Consider the following 24,391-nt stretch of genomic DNA (forward strand, 5'->3'; position numbering starts at 1 on the left):
CTGGCGCGGTGGATAGTATGTCCTCAAATTTTAAATTTCCCTTCCGCATTAATAATTGTATCCCACTGTTTAAATTCGTCACTACTAAGAACTACACAACCTTTTGCCATAGATTTAAAATTTTCAGTGAGGTTTTTATCTTGCTTTGGAGGAAAATGATCGAAACTTGAAATCAATGTTTTTCTTCTAAGATTCTCTACATACTCAGGGCAAATTAGATTTTTTCCATCAAGCGAGAACATATTAACAGCCTTAATGAAGAAATCACTTCTATCTTTTAAGTATTTCGTATCCCATATTGAATTAGGAAATAATTCTTTATAGTATTTATCAGATGTAACATGGTAATAATGAGTTCTTTTATCTAACACACCGATTGTACTTAATGTATTCGAGCTAATAAATAAAAAACCATTAGGCCAAAAGAAAAAAACCAAAAATAATGAAGCTAACACAGAAAAAATCGTCTCTTTTGCTACTTCAAAATTAAAAACCCCATTATTATTAAAATAAAAATTTCTTGAATAAAATATCATCGCTGGAAATAATGATAACAATGAGTAAAAAGATAGAAAAAAGAAAGCATAAACAAACCCATAAAAAGTATGTCCATCCATATTCATCAAGAGCAAAGAAATAGACAAACTTATTGATATTGAGGCTAAAAAGCATATAAACAAGGTGGCGATAATAGAGCCAGCTATTTTAATAAATTTTTTGAATCCGCTATCTCGATAGGCATGAGTATTTTTTACTTTAAACGGAAACACAGTAAAGATTGTAGAAACAATAAAAGATATGAGTAAAGAACGAAATGGTTCATCTATATACAAGAAAACTTTCTCTATGTATACATGCTTTTTAGAAAATTCAGAAAAACCATCCGATGATAATATTAAAATAGAAATCAACATAGATATTATCATTATCAAAGTAATATATGGCATCTTTTTTGTATTAGCAATATAACTTTCATTAACAAAAGATGAAAAAATAATTAGATTAAAACTTGGAAGTACAAATACAAATGACATTAATACAGAAATAAATATAAATGAGCCAAATATTGAAAGAAGTGTTGTTTTATTATCAATAGTACCAATCAATAGGTCAAGACGTGAAAAATGCCCTAAATATCCCCAAACAACAATTATGGAGAGTAGGATGCATATAGGTGAAATTTTCAGTGCATAAAGAAAAAATTTTTTAGCATTATTAAATAAATGGGTTAATTCACTCTCTTTGATTCCTTCCATATATCCCTCTGCCTAGAAAAAAATCCATTAATAATCAACAAAATGATTAAATCCTATAAGATAGAGTATTCAGTACATCATTTCTTAAACTCATACGGCACCACATACTCTTTCCGGTTCGCATCCAGATAATCCGCCCACCATTGCAGCATTAGCCTGCGCTCATCCAAATGTTCCGCTTTGTGGATATAGGCAGCACGAACACCGTTGCGTTCCTGATGACTCATCTGGCGCTCTACCGCATCCCGTGACCACTGGCCGGATTCCACCAGTGCGCTACAGGCCATGGTGCGGAAGCCGTGTCCGCACACTTCGGTAGTGGTGTCATAGCCCATGGTTCGTAATGCGTTGTTGACGGTGTTTTCACTCATCGGTTTAGTTGGCCGACGATCGCCGGGGAAGATCAGTTCATGAGCGCCGCTGATGGCCTTAATCTCTTCCAGCAGCGCTAAGGCCTGTCGGGATAACGGCACCAGATGTTCAGAGCGCATCTTTGCACCGCGCTGTGAGTGCTTCACGCCAGGAATGGCTTCACGTTCAGTCGGTATCGTCCACATAGCGCGTTTAAAATCGATTTCCGGCCAGCGGGCAAAACGTAGCTCGCTGGAGCGGATAAAAACGCACAGTGTGAGTTTTAACGCCAGTCTGGTTAACGCCCGCCCTTTGTGGCGTTCTATCCTTGCCAGAAAATCAGGCAGTTTATTCAGTTTCAGGGCTGGCCGATGGGTAGCTTTTGGTGCGGCTATCGCGCCGGAGAGTTCTTGCGCGGGGTTGCGTTCTATCAGATCGTTTTGCACCGCGTAGCGCATAATATCGGTGACGCGCTGGCGCAACCGTGACGCCAAATCAAGATGACCGTTCTGTTCGACGACTTTCAGCGGCTCCAGCAGGTCTTTAGTTTTCAGGTCAGCAATATGACGATGCCCGATAGCAGGCAGTAGATTTCGTTCCATATCGCGCCATACCCGTCCTGCATGCGTTTCTGACCACCGGTTTTGGCTAATGTTTCGGTGCCAGTCCTGCGCGACCTTGGCAAAAGTATTCAACGCCTCTTGCGCCTGCTCTTTTTCTTCTTCACGCTTTTCCGTTGGGTGGATACCCTCCAACAGCAGCAATCGTATCTCATCACGTTTCTCTCTGGCCTTCGCCAGCGAGATCAACGGATAGGCACCGAACGCAATCCGGCTTTCCTTACCTTCAAAGCGGTATTTGAGATACCAGCGCTTAGAGCCGTTAGGACTCACCAAAAGATACAGGCCGTGCGCGTCAGCGAGCTTATAGGCTTTTTCGCGAGGCTTGGCAGTACGGGCAACAACGTCGGTCAACGCCATAATTTGGGGGTCAACTCATAATCGAAGTGAATTGACCCTCATCTTGACCCCCAAATCATCTGGATGTCAATGGACGAAGAAAGACCACTGTGGATAAAACAGACAAAACAGCAGAGAGGGAAATGAAACTAAAATTGTTATTTTACATGTAGATATGGACGTTACTGGACGATTTTGGACATAAAAAAAGCCACCCTAAGGTGACTTAATTTTCATACTATGGTGCCGAAGGCCGGACTCGAACCGGCACACCTTGCGGCGGTTGATTTTGAATCAACTGCGTCTACCGATTTCGCCACTTCGGCACAGAAGTAGTATGCGGAAAACGGGTGCATTATACCGTTTGGCGGCCCATGTGCAACGTTAATCCACCTCGCATTCGGTTAAGTGATGAAAAAATCATCTTTAGCAACGTGTTATGACTTTTTTACCTTCACAATGGTGTGGTAATGAACGTTGCCGAAGGCAATTTGTCACGCACAATAAAAAAGCGCCGAGGCGAAATCCGCTCAGCGCTTTCTCTGGTTTAGTTGGTGCTATCGGCGTTTCAGCAGCAGCACCACGCTGATGAACAGAAACACCGAGCTCGGCAAGATAGCGCCTAAAATCGGCGGGATGCCATAAACCAAGCTGAGCGGGCGGAAAATCTCATTTAGCAGGTAGAAGAGGAAACCAAAGCTGATACCAATCACGATGCGAGACCCCGCCGACACACTGCGCAGCGGACCGAAGATGAAAGAGACCGCCATGAGCATCATCACCGCAACAGAAATCGGTGCAAAAATTTTGCTCCACATGTTCAGTTGGTAACGGTTCGACTCTTGTCCACTTTGCTTCAGGTACTTGGCGTAATCATGCAGCCCGCGGATCGACAGCGCATCAGGCTCCAGCGCCACCACACCCAGTTTATCGGGCGTCAGATTGGTTTTCCATTCACCGCTAAGCGTCTGGCTCCCACCAATCTGTTTGCCGTCGCTCAAATCAGATTCATCAACCTGCGACAGCCTCCAGACATTCCTGTCATCTTCAAACTCAGCGGAGGCCGCATAGCGCACAGATAGCAGTTTGTTGTTATCGTCGAAGTGGTAGATGTTAACGCCAGATAGCTCTTTATCGCCCGCAACCCGTTCGATATAGATAAAGTCATTGCCGTCTTTTGCCCACAGCCCGCCCTGCGTAGAGATCATCGACCCACCAGAGATCATCTGAGAACGGTAGTTACGCGCCATCTGTTCACCCTGCGGGGAAACCCATTCGCCAATCGCCATCGTCAATAGCACCAGCGGGATCGCGGTTTTCATCACGGCAGTCGCAATTTGCAAGCGGGTAAAGCCGGAAGCCTGCATCACAACCAGCTCACTGCGGGTCGCGAGTTGGCCTAACCCGAGCAATGCGCCGAGCAGCGCCGCCATCGGGAAGAAGATCTCAATATCTTTGGGGACGCTGAGCAGCGTATACAGCCCGGCGCCCAGCGCCGAATACTCGCCCTGCCCGACTTTACGCAACTGGTCGACAAATTTGATGATGCCGGAGAGCGACACCAGCATGAACAGCGTCGTCATGATGGTGGTGAAAATCGTTTTGCCAATATAGCGGTCTAATACACCAAACATCAGGCCGCTCCTTGTGTTTTGAGAGTACGAGGCTTAAAGCGGGCACGCACTTTGCGCATCGGCACGGTATCCCACAGGTTAAGCATCAGCGCGATGCCGAAGTACATCAGGTTGGTCAGCCAGACCCATATCATCGGATCGATCTTTCCTTTACTGGCATTAGAACGCAGCGAACTTTGCAGCAGGAAGAAGATCAGGTACAGCAGCATCGCAGGCAGCATGCTCAGCACCCGGCCCTGACGTGGGTTCACCACACTCAGCGGCACCACCATCAGCGCCATGATTAGCACAGAAAGAATCAACGTCAGGCGCCAGTGGAACTCTGCGCGTGCATCGTGCGCATCCGAATGCCACAGGGTTTGCATATCCATTTGCTGCGCGTCGCTATTATTTAGCGTCACGCTCTGGTGACCGATCACGGCCTGATAGTTGGTGAAATCGGTGATACGAAAATCACGCAAAAGCGCCGTGCCTTCGTAACGCGAACCGTTATCCAGCGTCACGACCTGCGCACCCTCTTCGTTTTGTTTGATATGACCGCGATCGGCAACCACAACAGAAGGCCGCGCATTACCACTGGGGCGCAGTTGTGCCAGAAAGACGTGCTGAAACTCCGAACCTTTGACATTACCGACAAACAGCACTGCGTTGCCGCCTTGCGCAGACTGGAACTGCCCTTCGACCAGCGCTGCCATGCCGGGGTTCGCCTTCGCTTCCGCCAGCACTTCTTCCTGATGCCGCGACGACCACGGGCTAAGCCACATGACGTTAATGGTGGCGATGATGGCGGTGAACACCGCCAGAGCCAATGCGGCTTTCAGCAACACGCGCTTTCCCAGTCCACAGGCGTGCATAACGGTGATCTCGCTTTCCGCATAGAGGCGGCCAAACGTCATCAATACACCAAGAAACAGGCTTAATGGCAGGATAAGTTGCACCATCTCTGGCACACCCAATCCCAACAGGGAGATAACCAAATTTGTCGGGATTTCACCATCAACAGCGGCACCTAATATCCGCACTAATTTCTGACAAAAGAAAATCAGTAACAGAATGAAAAGGATGGCCAGTTGGCTCTTAAAGGTTTCCCGTACCAGATATCGAATGATGATCACGCTTAATTACGCCTGTGAAAACTTGTCTTTTTGCAGGAAAATCGATAGTTTCTTCGCTAACGCGCCATTTATACTCATTTTTGGCAGCCCTCTTAGCTAAAACGGTATTACAACACACTGCGTTTGAGCTGTTGTATCAGAACCTGCTTATTAGTCACTAAAACAGGTTCGCTACGTCGTTAAGATTAACACAGGTTATGTTAACGCAACGGCGGGAAAGTATTACGGAGTGTCACATTCTAGCCGTTGCCCCCGCCTTTGTCTTTAAGATTCAGGAGAGTACATGGAGTTCAGCGTAAAAAGCGGTAGCCCGGAAAAACAACGCAGTGCCTGCATTGTCGTCGGCGTGTTTGAACCGCGTCGTCTGTCCCCTATTGCCGAACAACTCGATAAAATCAGCGACGGCTATATCAGCGCGTTGCTTCGCCGTGGTGAATTAGAAGGCAAAGTGGGGCAATCACTGCTCTTGCACCATGTACCTAACATTCTTTCCGAACGCATCCTGCTGATTGGCTGCGGAAAAGAACGCGAGCTTGATGAACGCCAGTACAAACAGGTGATTCAGAAAACGATCAACGCCCTGAACGAAACCGGCTCGATGGAAGCGGTGTGCTTCCTGACCGAACTGCACGTGAAAGGCCGTAACACCTACTGGAAAGTGCGTCAGGCGGTCGAAACTGCCAAAGAGACGCTGTACACCTTCGATCAACTTAAGAGCAACAAGGTCGAGCTGCGCCGTCCGCTGCGCAAAATGGTGTTCAACGTGCCAACGCGCCGTGAACTGACCAGCGGTGAGCGTGCGATTCAGCACGGTCTGGCGATTGCTGCAGGCATCAAAGCCGCGAAAGATCTCGGCAACATGCCGCCAAATATCTGTAATGCCGCCTATCTGGCTTCGCAGGCGCGCCAACTGGCCGATACCTACAGCCAGAACATCATCACGCGCGTGATTGGCGAACAGCAGATGAAAGAGCTGGGCATGAATGCCTATCTGGCCGTGGGTCAGGGCTCGCAGAATGAATCACTGATGTCTGTGATCGAATATAAAGGCGATCCGAACCCGGAAACCCGCCCGATTGTGCTGGTAGGTAAAGGGCTGACGTTCGATTCCGGCGGCATCTCCATCAAGCCTGCCGACAGCATGGATGAAATGAAATACGACATGTGCGGCGCGGCCACAGTCTACGGCGTGATGCGCATGGCAGCCGAACTGGCGTTGCCGTTGAACATCATCGGCGTGCTGGCAGGTTGTGAAAACATGGTCGATGGGCGCGCTTACCGTCCGGGCGATGTGCTGACCACAATGTCCGGCCAAACGGTAGAAGTGCTGAACACCGATGCAGAGGGTCGTCTGGTTCTGTGTGATACGCTGACCTACGTTGAGCGCTATGAGCCGGATGTCGTCATTGACGTCGCGACGCTAACCGGCGCGTGCGTGATTGCGCTGGGGCACCACATCACCGGCTTGATGGCGAACCACAATCCGCTGGCGCATGAGTTGTTAAGCGCGTCCGAGCAGTCTGGCGACCGCGCATGGCGTCTGCCGCTGACCGACGAATTCCAGGAACAGCTGGAGTCCAATTTTGCCGATATGGCGAACATTGGCGGCCGTCCGGGCGGCGCGATTACCGCAGGCTGCTTCCTGTCGCGCTTTACGCGTAAATACAGTTGGGCGCATCTGGATATCGCAGGCACCGCTTGGCGCTCCGGTAAAGCCAAAGGGGCTACGGGTCGTCCGGTCGCGCTGTTATCACAGTTCCTGCTTAACCGCGCCGGACAGAACGACGTAGAATAAGGCTTTCGCGTCAACGGCGATGACCAAAGTCAGCGATTGCCTTATCCTTATAAGGTCATTGCCGTCTTATGGGCCGGACTTCCGGCCCTTATCACTTTCTGGCTCTTAGCAATCAATAGTGTAAACAATGAAAAACGCAACGTTCTATCTTCTCGAACACGACAGAAAAAGCGGTGAACTCAGCGCCCATGAGGCACTGGCCTGCGATCTGGCGGCAGAACGTTGGCGAGCAGGAAAGCGCGTGCTGATTGCCTGTGAAGACGAGCAGCAGGCCATCAGACTGGATGAGGCACTGTGGCAACGCGACCCTCATACGTTCGTGCCGCATAATCTGGCAGGCGAAGGGCCGCGTCACGGTGCACCAGTCGAGCTGGCCTGGCCGCAGCGGCGTGGTAATGCGCCACGGGATCTGCTGATTAGCCTATTGCCACAGTTCGCAGATTTTGCCACCGCTTTCCATGAAGTGATAGACTTTGTCCCTTACGAAGAATCCTTGAAACAGTTGGCGCGCGACCGCTATAAAACTTATCGCAGCGTCGGCTTCCAATTGACCACGGCTACGCCGCCAACTCACTGAATTTTGAGCATAATGGAAACGAAATATAACCCGCAAGATATCGAGCAGCCGCTCTACGAACACTGGGAAAAACAAGGCTACTTCAAGCCGCACGGCGACACGAGTAAAGAAAGCTTCAGCATCATGATCCCGCCGCCCAACGTCACCGGCAGCTTGCATATGGGTCACGCTTTCCAGCAAACCATCATGGATACGTTGATTCGCTATCAGCGTATGCAGGGCAAAAACACTCTGTGGCAGGCGGGGACTGACCACGCCGGTATCGCCACACAGATGGTCGTTGAGCGCAAAATCGCCGCAGAAGAAGGCAAAACCCGCCACGATTACGGCCGCGAAGCATTCATCGACAAAATCTGGCAGTGGAAAGGCGAATCCGGTGGCAACATTACCCGCCAAATGCGCCGTCTGGGCAACTCCGTTGACTGGGAGCGTGAGCGCTTCACCATGGATGAAGGCCTGTCCAACGCGGTGAAAGAAGTGTTCGTCCGCCTGTATAAAGAAGACCTGATTTACCGCGGCAAGCGTCTGGTGAATTGGGATCCAAAACTGCGCACTGCGATTTCCGATCTGGAAGTCGAAAACCGTGAAGTGAAAGGGTCGATGTGGCACCTGCGCTATCCGCTAGCCGATGGCGTGAAAACCGCCGAAGGGAAAGACTATCTGGTCGTCGCTACCACCCGTCCGGAAACCATGCTGGGTGATACCGGTATCGCCGTTAACCCGGAAGATCCACGTTATAAAGATCTGATCGGCAAAGAAGTGATCCTGCCGCTGATTGGCCGCCGTATTCCGATCGTCGGTGACGAACATGCCGATATGGAAAAAGGCACCGGCTGCGTGAAGATCACGCCAGCACACGACTTCAACGACTACGAAGTCGGTAAACGTCATCAGTTGCCGATGGTCAATATCCTGACGTTCGACGGCGATATCCGTCAGAGCGCTGAAGTGTTTGATACTAATGGCGAAGCCAGCACCGTTTACAGCAACGACATTCCAGAAGCTTTCCAGGGTCTGGAACGTTTTGCCGCACGTAAAGCACTCGTCGCCGCATTCGATGAACTCGGCCTGCTGGAAGAGATCAAAGCGCACGATCTGACCGTGCCTTACGGCGACCGTGGCGGCGTGGTGATTGAACCGATGCTGACCGACCAGTGGTACGTGCGCGCTGCCGTGCTGGCTAAACCCGCGGTAGAAGCGGTGGAAGACGGTCGCATTCAGTTCGTGCCAAAACAGTACGAAAACATGTACTTCAGCTGGATGCGCGACATTCAGGACTGGTGTATCTCTCGTCAGCTGTGGTGGGGTCACCGCATCCCGGCTTGGTACGACGCTAACGGCAATGTCTATGTTGGCCGTACCGAAGCGGAAGTTCGCAGTGAAAACAACCTCGCTGACGATATCGTTCTGAATCAGGACGAAGACGTACTGGATACCTGGTTCTCATCTGGCCTGTGGACGTTCTCTACGTTGGGCTGGCCGGAGCAAACACCGGATCTGAAAGCCTTCCACCCAAGCAGCGTGATGGTCAGCGGCTTCGACATCATCTTCTTCTGGATTGCCCGCATGATCATGCTGACTATGCATTTCATCAAAGATGAAGACGGCAAACCGCAGGTGCCATTCCACACCGTCTACATGACCGGCCTGATCCGTGATGAAGAAGGCCAGAAGATGTCCAAATCCAAAGGGAACGTCATCGACCCGCTGGATATGGTGGACGGTATTTCGCTGGAAGCACTGCTGGAAAAACGTACCGGCAACATGATGCAGCCTCAGTTGGCGGAAAAAATCCGCAAGCGCACCGAGAAGCAGTTCCCGAACGGCATCGAGCCTCACGGTACAGACGCCCTGCGCTTTACGCTGGCGGCGCTGGCTTCTACTGGCCGCGACATCAACTGGGATATGAAGCGTCTGGAAGGTTACCGCAACTTCTGTAACAAGCTGTGGAACGCCAGCCGTTTTGTGCTGATGAACACGGAAGATCAGGACTGTGGTTTTGGCGCAGGCGAGAAAGTGCTTTCGCTGGCTGATCGCTGGATTCTGGCAGAATTCAACCGTACGGTGAAAGCCTATCGCGAAGCGCTGGACGGCTATCGCTTTGATATTGCGGCCGGTATTCTGTACGAATTCACTTGGAACCAGTTCTGTGACTGGTATCTGGAGCTGACGAAGCCTGTGATGAATGGCGGTTCAGAAGCGGAACTGCGCGGTACGCGCCACACGCTGGTTACCGTACTGGAAGCGTTGCTGCGTCTGGCACACCCGATTATTCCATTCATTACCGAAACCATCTGGCTACGTGTTAAAGCGCTGAAAGGCATTAGCGCCGACACGATCATGCTGCAACCGTTCCCTGAGTTTGATGCCGCACAGGAAGATACGCTGGCGCTGAACGATCTGGAGTGGATTAAGCAGGCGATTATCGCCGTGCGTAACATTCGTGCGGAAATGAACATCGCGCCGGGCAAACCGCTGGAAGTGTTACTGCGTGACGCAACGGCAGAAGCCCAGCGTCGCGTGGAAGAGAACCGCAGCTTCATCCAAACGCTGGCGCGTCTGGAAAGCATTACGCTGCTGCCTGCGGGCGATAAAGGCCCAGTTTCTGTCACTAAACTCATTGATGGCGCAGAGCTGTTAATCCCGATGGCGGGTCTGATCGACAAAGCGGCAGAGTTGGACCGTCTGGCGAAAGAAGTGGCGAAAATCGAAGCCGAGATTGGCCGCATCGAAAGCAAGCTGTCCAACGAAGGCTTTGTGGCGCGCGCACCGGAAGCAGTTGTCGCCAAAGAGCGTGAAAAACTGGACGGCTACGCCGTAGCGAAAGCCAAACTACTGGAACAGCAAGCGGTCATCGCTGCGCTGTAACACTAACCGATTTCCAGCGGTAGTAGGGTCAGTACAAAAGCCTCGTTGCAAAACGGGGCTTTTTATTTTTGCTCGAATAAAAAGGCTTTCAATGACAATTCTATTCACTTCGCACGATGCAGTAATGGAGTAACACAATGAGCAACACGAAGCATGATGATGTCAGCAAATTTCTGAGCTACGTTTTACGGCACAAGCCCGAAGCCATTGGATTAACGTTGAACAGCGAAGGATGGGCAAATATTGCCGAGCTGATTAGCGGTGCGGAAAAAGGCGGTCGTCTTCTAACCAGAGAAGTGATTCAATCCGTCGTCGATAACAGTGACAAAAAGCGTTTTTCCATTTCAGCAGATGGGTTATCAATCCGCGCAGCACAGGGGCACTCGTCAGCACAGGTCGATATGCGTTACGAGCCTAAAGTCCCACCCGAATTTCTTTACCACGGTACCGCAACCCGATTTATCGATTCAATCAATCAGCAGGGTTTGCGTCCCGGTTCACGTCAGTATGTGCATTTGTCTGCCGATGAGGCAACAGCGGTAACCGTCGGCCAACGGCATGGCAAGCCCACAGTGCTGAAAATAAAGACGCTGGAAATGCATCAGCAGGGATTCATTTTTTATCAGGCGGATAACGGCGTCTGGCTGACGTTAACGGTTCCCGTGCCGTTTATCGATTCCACACCATTTATGGATTGATGAGTACGTGCGTGAGTCACCTGTCTTCGCTCTCCACATAACATTAGCGAAAACAGGTGATAAGGTCATTTAACGATTAGCGGGCATCGGCTAAGGCAATGTTCTGACGCAAGCCGGGCAGCACATTATCCATCGCCATGTTTTCTCTTGCGATCTGGAAACGGGAAACGGACTGTTGCAGGTTAACAACCTGCTCCTGAAGCGCATTCGCCGAGGTTGCCACTTCTGATACCAATGATGCGTTCTGCTGAGTCACACCATCCATCTGATTGATGGCGATATTGATCTGCGAAATACCGCGGCTCTGCTCACTGGAAGCTAGCGTGATCTCATCCATGATATCGACCACTTTTTTCACATCCATCAGCACTTCGTCCATGGTGTTACCGGCGACTTCAACCAGACCGGCCCCCTTTTCAATACGGCTGAGAGAATCATCGATCATGGTGCCGATCTCTTTCGCTGCTGTCGCACTGCGCGCAGCCAGCATCCGAACTTCAGAAGCCACCACGGCAAAGCCTTTACCGTATTGACCCGCACGCGCCGATTCCACCGCGGCATTCAGCGCAAGCAGGTTAGTCTGGAAGGCGATGCCGTCAATCACGCCAACAATGTCGGAGATCTTGGCAGAGCTCTGCTTGATGGAACGCATGGTATCCACGACTTCGGAGACAACATTCCCGCCGCGAGACGCAGAATTAGAGGCTTTCAGCGCCAGATCGTTGGCTTTACGCGTATTGTCTTCATTATTTTTCACCGTCGACATGATCTGCTCCATACTTGAAGCCGTTTCATCCAACGAGGCCGCCTGCTGCTCGGTACGGCTGGAGAGATCGATGTTGCCGGAGGCGATTTCCTCAACCCCGACGCTGATCGCATCGGTACCGTTACGCACTACACGTACCATGTTTTCCAGCCCATCGCGCATACGTTGAACCGCGGCAAACAGATGTGCGATTTCATTTTTTCCGCTGCTATCAATCTGCGCACGCAGGTCGCCTTCAGCAATGCGGTCAAAGACGGAAATAGCCTGGTTCAGCGGTTTCACGATCATATTGGTCATGACAGACCAGGCCAGCACCGCCAGCAGCAATGCGCAAGCGATCGCCGCATACAGGATGCCTTCCATCAGCTTCACACGCCCATTTGAATCCGCGTAGGCTTCATCAATGCTCTTCAGCTTAAAGGCCACCAGCGCTTTAGAGGATTTATCAAACGCGGCATACAGCACTGTCGATTTACCGGCACGCTGGCGATATTCATCCAGATTTCCTGCGTTAAGCGCCGCAAATGCCGGATCGATAAAGTCCTGCATCAGCGTATTGCGTTTCTCAGCCATATCCGCAGAAATCACTTTCTCTTCTTCGGACTGCGGATATTTCAGGTATTCCTGCCATTTTTCGCTAGCACCATCGACTTTGGTTCTGGCACGTCCCAGGGCAACTTTAGCCGCTTCGACATCTCCTTTCCCCATTAATGATTCGTACAAACGCAAATCCAACCGACCACGCAACAGCAGTTCAGAGCTGTCATTCAGCGCGACCAGCCCTGGTAGCACTTCTATATCGACACGGGCAAATGATTTGTTTCCTGACTGAACGGCAACCAGCCCCAGAACGCCGACAAAAAGCAGTAACGCCGCTAACGAAAACACCATCATGCTGAGTGCAGTACGGATCTTTATCTTACGAAACATAAATTGTCCCTGTGGTCTGAAATAAGAGAGGTGAGCGCCAGCTCTACAGCGGAGCCGTTCAGTTATTTACGTAATGGTCGTTATATTTCCAGACGTGTTAAATCCACGAGCTGAAATAAATACGTGATAAAACCGTAATAAAGAAACGTATAAAGAAGACGATGACCGACAGAAGTAGATTTCCTGTCGGTCATTAAGATTTATTTTTTATTATTTTTTTGAGACGGATTCTTTTCTAAGAAACGTTGCAACTCATCTTTATAAAACTTCGCTGACATCATTGTGCCATGCCCACTGGTATCTTTACTGGCGGGAATAAGGAACAATGTCGCCTGCTTAATTTTCTTCAGCTCATTCTCCAGGATGCCTGTTTCAACAGGATTACGCTCGTCATCCGCAGAGTTAATCACCAAAACAGGCGCCTTAATTTTATTCAATTCCGGTGCCGCATTATAATTTTCAGACGAACCCCAGATATAAATAAAGTCATTCGCATCGCTATTCGAAGGGGCAGCCAAGCGATCTTCAACCAGTTTATCTGCCTGTGCACGTGTTGGCGCCTTGCTCTGGTATGCCAGCGTGCCGCCAGTGGTGGCGATACTAAACATAATGCTGGCCGTTTTCAGCGTTGGCGGCTGTTGTGTGTACTCACCATTATTCCAAGTCGGATCGTTCTTGATGGATTCAATCAGGATACGACGCATCATCCAGTTACGACCAGACAGTTCATTTGGCAGCGACGCCATTGGCACCAGCGCATCCATCATGTCTGGGTATTTTTCACCCCAGAGCCAGGTTTGCATACCACCCATGGAATATCCCATCACCAGCCGCAGGTGGTTAACCCCCAGGCCTTCTTTGACCAAGCGATATTGTGCCTGCACCATATCGTTATAGTCGTACTGCGGGAATTTCATCCGCAGGCCGTCTGACGGTTTGGACGATTTTCCAGAACCAATGCTCTCCGGCATGATAATAAAGTATTTGCTGCTATCCAGCGCCTGGCCCGGCCCGAACAGCTCTCCGCCAAAGCCATTGGCGAGCAGCGCTTTAATCGGCTGGTTCGTTCCATGTAGCAATAAGACTGCGGGCTTGGTTTTATCACCGATCGTGTAATAGTGAATACGTAGATCTTTTAATTTTTCGCCACTGTTGAAGGTAAATTCTGGCGCAATCCAGTCGCCTTCTTTGGGCTCTGGGAAATTGGCCTGTGCATGCGTTAATGGTGACAGCATTAACAGAAATGCGCCCACCACCCCTGATAGTATTCGATTAATCATAAATAACTCTTCGGTAATCATGAAGTCGTGAAGCCGCGATTCTAATGTCTACTAGGAAAAATCCCAATAAACATAAGCGAACTAATAATAAAAAGAGATTATTATCTGAATTTTTTATTTATTACGAAATATTCTACATGAATTTTTTAATAGGATGATATTTAACGCATTCCTGCCTAAGTGCCTTACCTCGTTGCTCATACTTTCAATCTCAAATAGGCCTACACAAAAACAGCAAAAAGAAGATTTTTCGCTCATTTTTCTAACAGGAAGGGTATCGTGCGCGGTACACCCACGCACGATCGATATAAGACAGGAGTAAAAAAACAGGGTTAAGAAGCGAGAGCTGGGAATTAGTGCCTATCCATCTCTCTTTCAATCGCTTTCAGCCGCTCATCCATATCTGGATGCGTACTCAGCCAGTCAGGCAAATCCAGCGATTCCACTTCATCATGGCTGCGGTCGTTAGTAACCAAAGCCTGATACATCGCCTGCATCGACTGTAACGAACGCCCTTGTTGCTGCATTTCTGCTATTGCCCATGCATCGGCTTCTCGTTCCATATCTCGGGAGAACTGCATCTCGTTGATGAAAGCAGCAGACTGCAACAAGGTATCCCCTATGCCACTAACATCTCCCGTCATCCACATGAATGTCAGCGATACCAGCGATGAACGCACGACCATGCGCATTGGGTGGCGATAGGCGTGGTGCCCCATTTCATGCAGCATCACCGCAGCCAATTCATTATCATTTTTCGCCAATGTCACCAGATCATCGCTGATAATCAGCGTGCCATCCGCCAACATAAAGGCATTCGGCCCGATCGGCGCAGACATGATCTCCAGGCGCAGCGGCGTTTTATCTTCCCGCATATCAGGCGGCATAACTTGCTGAAACAGCGTTTGCATCGCCTGCTGGCGCTCAACAGGCAACTTAGAAGGCGCAAAATCACTGTGCCGCAACAGCGTCAGCGTATTTTGTCCCAGTTGCTGCTCGATAACGGTAGGAATGCGTAGCGCTAGCGCGGAACTCGCCCACGGTAGCACCACGTACACGTAGTTTATGACTATCAAGATCGTGGCGAACAGCGTGAGAATAACACCGCGCTTATGGCGCTCCAGACGATGGACAAGCCCCGGACGGCGGCGTGCGGAATACCACGTACGAAAAGTGGGATCGTCGGCAGGCACAAAGCGGCCACCGTCGGGAAACGTAAGTGTCAGAGGGATGGAACCCAGCGCATCGGAAACCGTGACCTGTTCCAGTGCAAATGTCGTGTTCGATGACCCGGTGTTCAGCACCATCATCGAACCGTTGTCCGCTAAATGAAGAGAAGCGGCCACGCGGGCCGCCAATCCGGGGTATTGATAATGCCCCTCAATATTCATATTCCTGCCTTATAGCTTACAGGCCAACACCCAAATCAAGCGCCTGCACAGCTTCTTCGGCCAGTGCGCTGTTTGCTGTGTCCTGATGTGCCTGAACGTGCAGCAGTTCGAGATCACCTTCAACCGCCGTCGCATTGGCGATATAGCGTGCATGACGAATCTCTGCCACCGGTGCAGCCCAACCCAAAGAGAAAATAGTGATCAAGCTATTGGTAATCAGCAGCCCCATGTAAGACAGCGTTTGCATGGAGGAGTGCAGTTTCACACCGCCAATCAGCGATGTCTGATTAAACAGATAGTTACGTTGCGCGACCACCAGATAGCTGCTGGAAACCAGCGCGCCCAGCAGCGCCACGACGAACATCATGACCATATTGAAGACGTTGCTCAACAGCATCATCAGTACGAGATCCTCATTGCCGCCGCCCATCATAATCGTTTGGAACAGCGTGAAAAAGAAGGAGCTCATGAATGACAGCGATGCGATCAGGAAAGGAACAAAAATCAGCAGGCTAATCAGAGCGAACTTAATAAATGCCGCTTTTGCCAATTCCGCTTTAAACGCTGTTTTGCCGAAGAACAGGTTATTAACATAGAGATCGAGCTGCATCATTTTCATGATGCCATTCACCGCGGCAAACCCCGGAATAGCAACGGCCAACACAATGAATCCAATCAGAATCGGACTATCGCTCTGCGAGCCAATCAACAGTGCTACAGCCAATACGGCATAAAACGCCAGCAGCAGCAGAATAGGACAAAGCAGCAACACCCAATACGCACGTCCCGTCTGGCAATGATAGTTAAAACGGACACCACGGTAGCTGGACATAATGGCGTTATAACGCCAGTTACGGATCACGATAACTGGAATCAATGCCGCAAATGCCAGTGCGATAATAGTACCGAGCGTGGGTGATATCGCCAATATGATATAAAACAGAATGATTCCAGCGATAACCAGCAAACGCCCTTTGAGAATCTGAATGGGATCTGCATGGTAATCAAAACGGTCACCGTTAATTTCCGTGTTACCGTAGAAATAACGGCGGCGACGTACGGTAGCCCAGGCAGAATAAATTCCCAGAGTGATGACCGTTAATAACGCATTCACCAGCCAAATTGCAAAATATTCCCCAGCCTTACCATGAAACTGCACGCGATGCTGCGTGCTATTTTCTGAAGTATTGATTGTCATAAACCTTTCGTCCTAAAAGAAATAAGCCTAATAAAGCGATTAAAAGCGTTACTGGCATGCAAAAAGCAGTTTATTTAAGCACGTCTTGTTAACGACAACAATAAAAGTTAACAGTAATTAAACAACTATATAGCCTTATAAATAGCAAGGAAATAGTGCAGATAAATATTTATATCCTGAGATATTGCAGGAAATTTTACTTATATCTTAGATAATTCGAGCTTCAGGATGTCATGCTACGACGTTAACAGTAGAAAATGCTGTCGCGTTAGTGTGGGCAACTACAGTCACCACAGAGACTATTCAAAACACAGCAGGAAGAACGGGGATAGGCGTTGCATCAATGTGGCTTGAAATGGTATTACAATCGACCAGAATCATTCCCCTCGTAAACCGTAAGAGCAAGAGTACGTATTATGACAACCGCGACCTCCGCCAATCTTCAGGTACGCCCCATCACCGCGCGAGACGATGCTGCTATCGCTCAGGTCATTCGTCAGGTTTCAGCCGAATTTGGTTTGACGGCCGATAAAGGCTACACCGTTTCCGATCCCAATCTGGACGCGCTGTTTGCCCTCTATAGCCAGCCGCAAAGCGCCTACTGGGTGATTGAATATGAAGGCTGCGTGGTTGGCGGCGGCGGTATTGCGCCACTGGTCGCGGGTGAAGACGATGTGTGTGAATTGCAGAAAATGTATTTCCTGCCCATCGCGCGAGGCAAAGGACTGGCGCGTCAGTTAGCGATACAGGCGCTTGATTTTGCACGTCAGCACGGCTTTCGCCGCTGCTATCTGGAAACAACCGGCCACCTGACCAGTGCAATCCGACTGTATGAATCGCTGGGCTTCGAGCTGATTCCGCACTCAATGGGCAATACGGGCCATACCGATTGTGAAGTGACGATGCTGAAGGTTCTGTAATCGGCTTAAGATACAGTAATCACGCATCGCGCGCTGTCATAACGAATAAAAAACGCCGCAGGATGTTCCGGCGGCGTTTTCAGTGAGGCGTGTTATTTCGAGTTAATGACTCAATAATTAGTGGCGCTTGCCGTCATCATCTTCATCATAAAAATCTTCATCATCCCCGTCTTCTTCGCCTTCACCATCTGGATCTTCGAAGTAGGTGCCCCACCCGTCGTAATTCACACCGTGGCGTTCTGCCAGCGCCAGCAGTTGTTCTACCTGTGCGTCGATCAGTTCCGCATTGAGCGCAACTTCACTGATGGCATCACAACACATCAACAACACGCCATCTTCCACTTCCAGCTCTTCCGCATCCGTCACTTCATAGCCCAGCTTGAAGGCTTCTACGGCGACTTTTTCCAACACTTCAAACTTCTCAGCAGAGAAATGGTGTTCAATGGTATAGAGCGCGTCAGGATCGCTGCCATCATCCAGCAGTTCTTCAATGATCAGGCGTGTCTCTTCCCGTTGTTCTTCCAGTAATTCGCGGTTTGCCATGCCTCAGTCCTCATTAATCGACGTAATAGTGCTTATTGTCCCACAGCCCTGCGGCTTGCTCCACCACAAAGTTTGATATCACCACTTGAATTTGAATAATTACACATATAAAGTGAATTTTAATTCAACCAATGGTGTTGAGCCACATGGAGAGGTACATCATGCAACCGTTCTACAAGCGTCATTTTTTAAGGTTAATGGATTTTACACCCGCAGAAATTGCCAATCTTTTAGCCCTGTCAACGAAACTGAAAGCCGATAAAAAAAACGGGACAGAAGTCCGCCGCCTGCAAGGTAAAAACATCGCACTCATCTTCGAAAAAGATTCGACTCGTACTCGCTGCTCTTTCGAAGTTGCTGCATACGATCAGGGTGCGCAAGTGACCTATCTCGGCCCAAGCGGCAGCCAAATCGGCCATAAAGAGTCCATCAAAGATACCGCTCGCGTACTGGGAAGAATGTACGACGGCATTCAATATCGCGGCTACGGCCAACACATTGTCGAAACGCTGGCGCAATACGCAGGCGTGCCGGTCTGGAACGGGCTGACGAACGAATTCCACCCTACACAGTTGCTGGCGGATCTGCTGACGATGCAGGAGCATTTACCGGGTAAACCGCTGTCAGAGATGACGCTCGTTTACGTGGGTGATGCGCGTAACAACATGGGCAATACCATGTTGGAAGCGGCGGCACTGACTGGGCTGGATTTACGCCTTGTCGCGCCAAAAGCCTGCTGGCCGGATGCCGGTCTGGTCGCGGAGTGTCAGGCAGCGGCAGAAAAAACCGGCGGTAGTATCACGCTGACGGAAGATATCGCCGCTGGCGTTGCGGGCGCAGATTTCATTTATACCGACGTCTGGGTTTCCATGGGAGAACCGAAAGAAACCTGGCAGGAGCGTATCGCGCTGCTGAAGCCGTATCAGGTAAACATGGCGATGATCGCCGCGACGGGTAATCCTCAGGTGAAATTCCTGCACTGCCTGCCCGCTTTCCACGACGATCAGACGACTATGGGCCAACAAATGGCGGAACAGTATGGTCTGCACGGTGGAATGGAAGTCACGGATGAGGTCTTTGAATCCGCGCACAGCATCGTGTTCGATCAGGCGGAAAACCGCATGCACACCATTAAAGCGGTGATGGTCGCCACGCTGGTACAAGATTAATATTTAACCTGCCTCTGATGTCTTTAAAAACGGATCGATGTGTTTAAAAACAGGTTAGAGGCGGGACAGCCCTTTATCTCTTAAGACAAGTATATAAAAATCCGAAAACAAGGCGCGTTTTCGGATTCTTACACAACCGTTGGATCGTTTACTTGATCCTTAATGACTCGGCAGTAGGGAAAGAGTGTGATCTTTAGTTTGGCTTAGAATCTCTTCCCGTCATTTTTGACATGAGAAGCCAGAAACCCAGTCTTTTAGGCAACCGACACGTGTCCTTTTATCAGAAAGAAAGGGGGAATGTAGTTATCCCATCCCTTTTGGCTACAGTGTTGGATCAAGGCGGTGCTGTTGGCCACACCTGTTTTGTCACAGCAGCGCGTTATCCTGTTACGAAGCGTTGAAGAACTTATACCGAGTATGTCCGGAATACTATTCTGCTTCACCCCACATTGCAGCAAAAGAACGACTTCCCACTTTTTGTCCGTAAAAATATTTGCTGGCCGGGTGAATACAAAAGGCTTCCTTTCGCATGACAGAAGAAAGGTTGAAAAGTAAATATTGGTTATTTCTATGTAAGTACAAATAATACCGTCATACCCATCATTGAACCGCCAAGGACGCTTTTCAACCAAAAAAGACCTGAGTCGATTTTGTCTTCCGTAATCAAATGTTTTGAGGACGATGCTCATTTCATGTGTGGCCAATATTTTTTTATCGTCATACAGTATATGGCCGTAATGCTCACTGACATCGGGTATTAAATCAGTATCGAGACAGCCTAAAAGCTTATTTTCTGTTACGCCAAAATACTGACATACCCTTTTGTTTCCATAAATATACCGAGAGTTTCCGTCCTTTATAGCCCAACCAAACAACGAGTGTTCAAAGTAATACTCAACAGGAGTCAAATCTGGTTCCATCAGGTTATCCTCTAATAATGATATGTCCTTTTTTCAGAAAGAACGGCGGGATGTAGTTATCAAATTTGTTATCTTTACAGTATTCCTTTAAGCCTGATAGTGAATTCAACCCTGTTTTTCTATAACAGCTTCGGAGCCTACTGTTAACGGCATCGACGGTGATTGAGAGAATGCTGCTTATATCTTTAAGCATCATCCCGCAGACTAGTAGGTAAATAACCTCCCATTCCTTCTCCGTAAATATTTTAGAGGGGGGCTCGAAGGTGGAATGTTGCATTATTGTGCCATTTAGCAACGAGGTCGGCGTGATGATCCTAACATGTCTGACGCTGATAACTGTGCCTATACAGTTGTGATTTTCATCATAGATCGGTTCTTGAACATTATAGGCAGGTTGCATTATTTTTTCCCTGCCTTGGATATGAGTTGTAATGGCTCTCACCGCTTTCCCTGTACGCTCTATCTCTCGTTCCTGCTGGTTAAAAATGTCTGAGAACTCGGCGACAGGAACAGGAATATCCCTGATATTTAAGCCTTCATAATTATAACTCGTTGATATAGTTTGCCAGGTTTTAAAAGTGTTATTAACATAAACAAAACTGGAGTTTTTGTCTTTTATTGCCCACCCGACGAGAGGATCGTTTTCGAACATTGTGATTAATCGTTCAGGTAATGTAATTTTGTCCATCAGTGCATCCCTACATTAAATTTACCCTACATAAAAAATGTCATACTTGATATGTACCTGTTTATAAAAATGAAAATAGAATAAAAAGTCTGTGACAGGCCAATACCAGGGAAACATTCTACATAATTTAAACGAAAGATAATGTGATTTTCTAGCGAGAAAGTCATTTTCTGAGTAATGCCAGCCGGTTAAAAGCAGGCTGGCATTTTTCCATCATAGAACAATTTTTCCATCATAGAACAATGAGGAATGGCCAATGGCCGAATGAATAAATTCGGCCTGTTATTGTTTACAGTTATTTTACACCAGCGACGCGTCGATTTTCACCACGGCTTTGCGCACGTGAGCGGGTTCACCAACGGCACACAGCGGTTTATGCACTTCCCCTGGGAAGAAGACGACAAAATCCCCTTCCTGCATCACAAACTGCTTTTCCTGCTCGCCCGCGGGCAGGAAAGCAATGTCTTTATCCGCCAGCCAATCGGTATCCGGCTTGCCCGCAGGCAGATTACTGAACGTCATTCCTTCCACACCGGACAGCACAATCTGAATGTCCAGATATTTGGCGTGATACTCAGCGCGGCGTTTTTCCAGCAGATCGGTGCTGTCGTTGGAGATCAGCACAAACACGCTGTTGCCCTCAATATCATGCTTGCCCAGCGGGGTATCCGCCGTAATGTTTTTCTTCACGTATTCAATTGCTTCACGCAGTTTGGCAGGCAGATAAGGAACCAGTTCAAGGTGGTGGACATTGCCAGTGATCATAAAAACCTCGTTGATAGAAAAAATGAAACTCTGTTTTATAATCCTTATACTCTCCAAATGTGACGCCCGCCAGCGCGTTAATACGAAAAAGTGAACTGCCCATCACTCTTCCCCATCGACCGCCTTCCACCTGCAAGCGTTATGCAGTCCACACCCTATCCGCAACCGATTGCGATGCGTAAAAAACCACGTTTTCTGCTTGAAATAGCCTAGTCGGCGCGTATAATTCCCGACAGTTTGCTGGGAGGGGTCATGCACTGTTACGCCAAAAAATCCGCTGCTTATGTTGGTTCTCAACCACAACTGCCATCCGGCAGCCAGCCAGCGTTTTCCTTTCCGTTGCTCAATCATTCCATTAAGAAAGCCCCTCAATGAGGGGCTTTTTTTTGTGCCCTATCGTCCACGACGATGCCCTTTCAGGTCATCGTTTTGTGGCATCAAAACGCGTTCAGGCATTTTTTTGCCGACAGCTCGGGCAGCCAGATACGATATTTCCTGTTTACTCGTGAGGAGAAAGACACCATGGTCAATCCGCTCTATCAAAAACATATTATTTCGATTAACGACCTCAGTCGGGAAGATTTGGAACTGGCGCTGCGCGTCGCCGCCAGCCTGAAAGCCAAGCCTCAGCCTGAGCTGTTAAAGCATAAAGTGATTGCCAGCTGTTTCTTCGAGGCCTCCACTCGGACGCGTTTGTCTTTTGAAACCGCGATGCATCGCCTCGGCGCCTCCGTCGTCGGCTTCGCCGACAGCAACAACACGTCGCTGGGGAAAAAAGGCGAAACGTTGGCCGACACCATCTCCGTGATCGGCCAATACGTGGATGCCATCGTGATGCGTCATCCGCAGGAAGGCGCGTCCCGCCTTGCGACCGAGTTCTCCAACGGTATTCCGGTACTGAACGCTGGCGACGGCGCGAACCAGCACCCCACGCAGACGCTGCTCGATTTGTTCACCATTCAGGAAACGCAGGGGCGGCTGAACAACATCAATATCGCGATGGTCGGTGATTTGAAATACGGCCGCACCGTGCATTCACTCACGCAGGCGCTGGCGAAGTTTGAAGGCAACCGCTTCTACTTCATCGCCCCGGACGCACTGGCGATGCCGGACTACATCCTGAGCATGCTGAAAGAGAAGAATATTGCTTACAGCCTGCACAACAGCATCGACGACGTCGTCGGCGAGCTGGATATTCTGTACATGACGCGCGTGCAAAAAGAGCGTCTGGATCCGTCCGAATACATCAACATCAAATCCCAGTTTGTCCTGCGTGCGGCTGACCTGCACAGCGCCCGCCCGAATTTGAAAGTGCTGCACCCGCTGCCGCGCGTCGATGAGATCACCATTGATGTGGATGCCACGCCCTACGCCTATTATTTCCAACAGGCAGGCAACGGTATTTACGCCCGTCAGGCGCTGCTGGCGCTGGTCCTGAATCGCGAACTGGTTCTGTAAGAGGAAGAAACCATCATGACACACGATAATAAATTACAGGTTGAAGCGATCAAACGTGGCACGGTGATCGACCACATTCCTGCACAAGTGGGTTTTAAACTGCTGACGCTGTTTAAACTCACCGCGACAGACCAGCGCATCACCATCGGCCTGAATTTGCCGTCCAACCACCTTGGGCGCAAAGATCTGATCAAGATCGAAAATATCTTCCTGACCGAAGAGCAAGCGAACCAGTTGGCGATCTACGCACCGCAGGCGACCGTCAATCAGATTGATGACTATGACGTGGTGCGCAAACTGGTGCCAACGCTGCCAGATCACATTACCGGCGTGCTCACCTGCCCGAACAGCAACTGCATCAGCCGTAGCGAACCGGTGTCATCGTCGTTCAGCGTTAAACAGCGCGATGGAGACGTTCACCTGAAGTGTAAATACTGCGAGAAAGAGTTTGAGCGTCAGGCCGTGCTGCAAGATCGCTAGTTTTCTGTTTTGCCCCGCGATGGACATTGCCTGCGGCGGGGCTTTTTTGAATAATGGCTGCGTCCGCGTAATGCCGATCATTTAAGGATCGAGATACTGGGGCGACCACGGCGTGAGGCATCCCTACGGGAACCTCATCACCGTGTTTCCCCTAAATCCATGCTTGAGTGGCTGGCATTCTACGTCCGCGTTCCTTTTACGCCCCCATCAAGGAGATACCATGTCACGTACTATCAGCACTGAGCACGCCCCTGCCGCCATCGGCCCTTATGTTCAGGGCGTCGACCTCGGCAGCATGATCATCACGTCCGGCCAGATTCCGGTGAACCCAAAAAGCGGTCTGGTGGCAGATAACATCACCGCGCAGACGCGCCAGTCGCTGGAAAACGTACAGGCAATTGTGGAAGCTGCTGGCTTGAAAGTTTCCGATATCGTGAAAACCACGGTATTTGTGAAAGATCTGCACGACTTCACCCTAGTGAATACCGCCTATGAAGCCTTCTTCAACGAGCACGATGCCCCGTTCCCTGCTCGCTCTTGCGTTGAAGTTGCACGCCTGCCAAAAGACGTGAAAATCGAAATCGAAGCGATCGCCGTTCGTCGCTAATTATCGGCATGACTCTCCCCTAA

Annotated in this window: 21 protein-coding genes and 1 tRNA gene; 9 read left to right on the forward strand and 13 right to left on the reverse strand. The window is 49.6% G+C overall.

Annotation, left to right across the window (positions count from 1 at the left end; genetic code table 11):
* Positions 1-23: 23 nt before the first annotated feature.
* The 5 genes from H0247_RS14360 to lptF all read right to left on the reverse strand — a co-directional run bounded on the left by H0247_RS14360 (position 24) and on the right by lptF (position 5,315).
* Complete coding sequence (locus tag H0247_RS14360) at positions 24-1,256, reverse strand: hypothetical protein (RefSeq protein ID WP_180743144.1); 1,233 nt, start codon at positions 1,254-1,256, stop codon at positions 24-26.
* Between the two features lie 77 nt (positions 1,257-1,333).
* Positions 1,334-2,587 carry an integrase arm-type DNA-binding domain-containing protein gene (locus tag H0247_RS14365; RefSeq protein ID WP_180743145.1) on the reverse strand — a complete coding sequence of 418 codons (1,254 nt, stop codon included), beginning with the start codon at positions 2,585-2,587 and terminating at the stop codon, positions 1,334-1,336.
* A gap of 220 nt (positions 2,588-2,807) precedes the next feature.
* Positions 2,808-2,892, reverse strand: a tRNA-Leu gene (locus H0247_RS14370).
* Between the two features lie 231 nt (positions 2,893-3,123).
* The gene (gene lptG, locus H0247_RS14375) at positions 3,124-4,200 is read right to left on the reverse strand and encodes an LPS export ABC transporter permease LptG (protein ID WP_180743146.1); all 1,077 of its coding nucleotides are present in this window, start codon (positions 4,198-4,200) and stop codon (positions 3,124-3,126) included.
* Entirely contained in the window at positions 4,200-5,315 is a 1,116-nt protein-coding gene (lptF, locus tag H0247_RS14380) for an LPS export ABC transporter permease LptF (RefSeq protein WP_180743147.1), read from the reverse strand. Before lptF ends, lptG begins: the two co-directional genes overlap by 1 nt.
* 283 nt (positions 5,316-5,598) lie before the next feature.
* Here lptF and pepA point away from each other — a divergent pair, with 283 nt between their 5' ends.
* From pepA to H0247_RS14400, 4 genes are all read left to right on the forward strand, one after another.
* Complete coding sequence (gene pepA / locus H0247_RS14385; protein ID WP_010284628.1) at positions 5,599-7,110, forward strand: leucyl aminopeptidase; 1,512 nt, start codon at positions 5,599-5,601, stop codon at positions 7,108-7,110.
* Between the two features lie 127 nt (positions 7,111-7,237).
* On the forward strand, positions 7,238-7,687 hold the full coding sequence (locus H0247_RS14390) for a DNA polymerase III subunit chi (protein ID WP_180743148.1): 450 nt from the start codon (positions 7,238-7,240) through the stop codon (positions 7,685-7,687).
* Positions 7,688-7,699: 12 nt separating this feature from the next.
* Entirely contained in the window at positions 7,700-10,555 is a 2,856-nt protein-coding gene (locus tag H0247_RS14395; protein WP_180743149.1) for a valine--tRNA ligase, read from the forward strand.
* A gap of 137 nt (positions 10,556-10,692) precedes the next feature.
* Positions 10,693-11,253, forward strand: a complete 561-nt coding sequence (locus H0247_RS14400) for an RNA 2'-phosphotransferase (RefSeq protein WP_180743150.1) — start codon at positions 10,693-10,695, stop codon at positions 11,251-11,253.
* Positions 11,254-11,329: 76 nt separating this feature from the next.
* Here the strand turns inward: H0247_RS14400 and H0247_RS14405 are convergent, their stop codons facing one another.
* The 4 genes from H0247_RS14405 to H0247_RS14420 form a co-directional block, all read right to left on the reverse strand.
* On the reverse strand, positions 11,330-12,949 hold the full coding sequence (locus tag H0247_RS14405) for a methyl-accepting chemotaxis protein (protein ID WP_180743151.1): 1,620 nt from the start codon (positions 12,947-12,949) through the stop codon (positions 11,330-11,332).
* Positions 12,950-13,149: 200 nt separating this feature from the next.
* Positions 13,150-14,229 carry an alpha/beta fold hydrolase gene (locus H0247_RS14410; protein ID WP_180743152.1) on the reverse strand — a complete coding sequence of 360 codons (1,080 nt, stop codon included), beginning with the start codon at positions 14,227-14,229 and terminating at the stop codon, positions 13,150-13,152.
* Positions 14,230-14,582: 353 nt separating this feature from the next.
* Entirely contained in the window at positions 14,583-15,620 is a 1,038-nt protein-coding gene (locus H0247_RS14415) for a M48 family metallopeptidase (RefSeq protein WP_180743153.1), read from the reverse strand.
* A gap of 16 nt (positions 15,621-15,636) precedes the next feature.
* On the reverse strand, positions 15,637-16,818 hold the full coding sequence (locus tag H0247_RS14420) for a YjgN family protein (RefSeq protein ID WP_180743154.1): 1,182 nt from the start codon (positions 16,816-16,818) through the stop codon (positions 15,637-15,639).
* 416 nt (positions 16,819-17,234) lie between these two features.
* Between H0247_RS14420 and H0247_RS14425 the strand changes: the two genes are divergently transcribed.
* Positions 17,235-17,738, forward strand: a complete 504-nt coding sequence (locus H0247_RS14425) for a GNAT family N-acetyltransferase (protein WP_180743155.1) — start codon at positions 17,235-17,237, stop codon at positions 17,736-17,738.
* Positions 17,739-17,855: 117 nt separating this feature from the next.
* Here the strand turns inward: H0247_RS14425 and rraB are convergent, their stop codons facing one another.
* Positions 17,856-18,281, reverse strand: coding sequence for a ribonuclease E inhibitor RraB (gene rraB, locus H0247_RS14430; protein ID WP_012773090.1), 426 nt, complete (start codon positions 18,279-18,281; stop codon positions 17,856-17,858).
* Positions 18,282-18,442: 161 nt separating this feature from the next.
* On the opposite strand from rraB, the gene argF reads away from it, so the two are divergent.
* Positions 18,443-19,450, forward strand: coding sequence for an ornithine carbamoyltransferase (argF, locus tag H0247_RS14435; RefSeq protein WP_180743156.1), 1,008 nt, complete (start codon positions 18,443-18,445; stop codon positions 19,448-19,450).
* A gap of 254 nt (positions 19,451-19,704) precedes the next feature.
* Here the strand turns inward: argF and H0247_RS14440 are convergent, their stop codons facing one another.
* The 3 genes from H0247_RS14440 to H0247_RS14450 all read right to left on the reverse strand — a co-directional run bounded on the left by H0247_RS14440 (position 19,705) and on the right by H0247_RS14450 (position 21,823).
* A complete protein-coding gene (locus H0247_RS14440; protein ID WP_180743157.1) occupies positions 19,705-20,370 on the reverse strand; it encodes a PAS domain-containing protein in 666 nt (221 codons plus the stop codon).
* A 4-nt stretch (positions 20,371-20,374) separates the two neighbouring features.
* The gene (locus tag H0247_RS14445; protein WP_180743158.1) at positions 20,375-21,058 is read right to left on the reverse strand and encodes a helix-turn-helix domain-containing protein; all 684 of its coding nucleotides are present in this window, start codon (positions 21,056-21,058) and stop codon (positions 20,375-20,377) included.
* A gap of 300 nt (positions 21,059-21,358) precedes the next feature.
* Positions 21,359-21,823 carry a YhcH/YjgK/YiaL family protein gene (locus H0247_RS14450; RefSeq protein ID WP_102117157.1) on the reverse strand — a complete coding sequence of 155 codons (465 nt, stop codon included), beginning with the start codon at positions 21,821-21,823 and terminating at the stop codon, positions 21,359-21,361.
* 522 nt (positions 21,824-22,345) lie between these two features.
* Between H0247_RS14450 and pyrB the strand changes: the two genes are divergently transcribed.
* The 3 genes from pyrB (at position 22,346) to ridA (ending at position 24,368) form a co-directional block, all read left to right on the forward strand.
* Positions 22,346-23,281: an aspartate carbamoyltransferase gene (gene pyrB / locus H0247_RS14455; protein ID WP_180743159.1), complete on the forward strand. Its 936-nt coding sequence runs from the start codon at positions 22,346-22,348 to the stop codon at positions 23,279-23,281.
* Positions 23,282-23,296: 15 nt separating this feature from the next.
* Positions 23,297-23,761 (forward strand): aspartate carbamoyltransferase regulatory subunit, encoded by a 465-nt coding sequence (gene pyrI / locus H0247_RS14460; protein WP_180743160.1) that lies wholly within the window; start codon positions 23,297-23,299, stop codon positions 23,759-23,761.
* Positions 23,762-23,981: 220 nt separating this feature from the next.
* Entirely contained in the window at positions 23,982-24,368 is a 387-nt protein-coding gene (ridA, locus tag H0247_RS14465; protein WP_012773081.1) for a 2-iminobutanoate/2-iminopropanoate deaminase, read from the forward strand.
* Positions 24,369-24,391 lie beyond the last annotated feature (23 nt).

Origin of the sequence: Pectobacterium sp. CFBP8739, assembly GCF_013449375.1 — a bacterium.
Classification (GTDB): Bacteria; Pseudomonadota; Gammaproteobacteria; order Enterobacterales; family Enterobacteriaceae; genus Pectobacterium.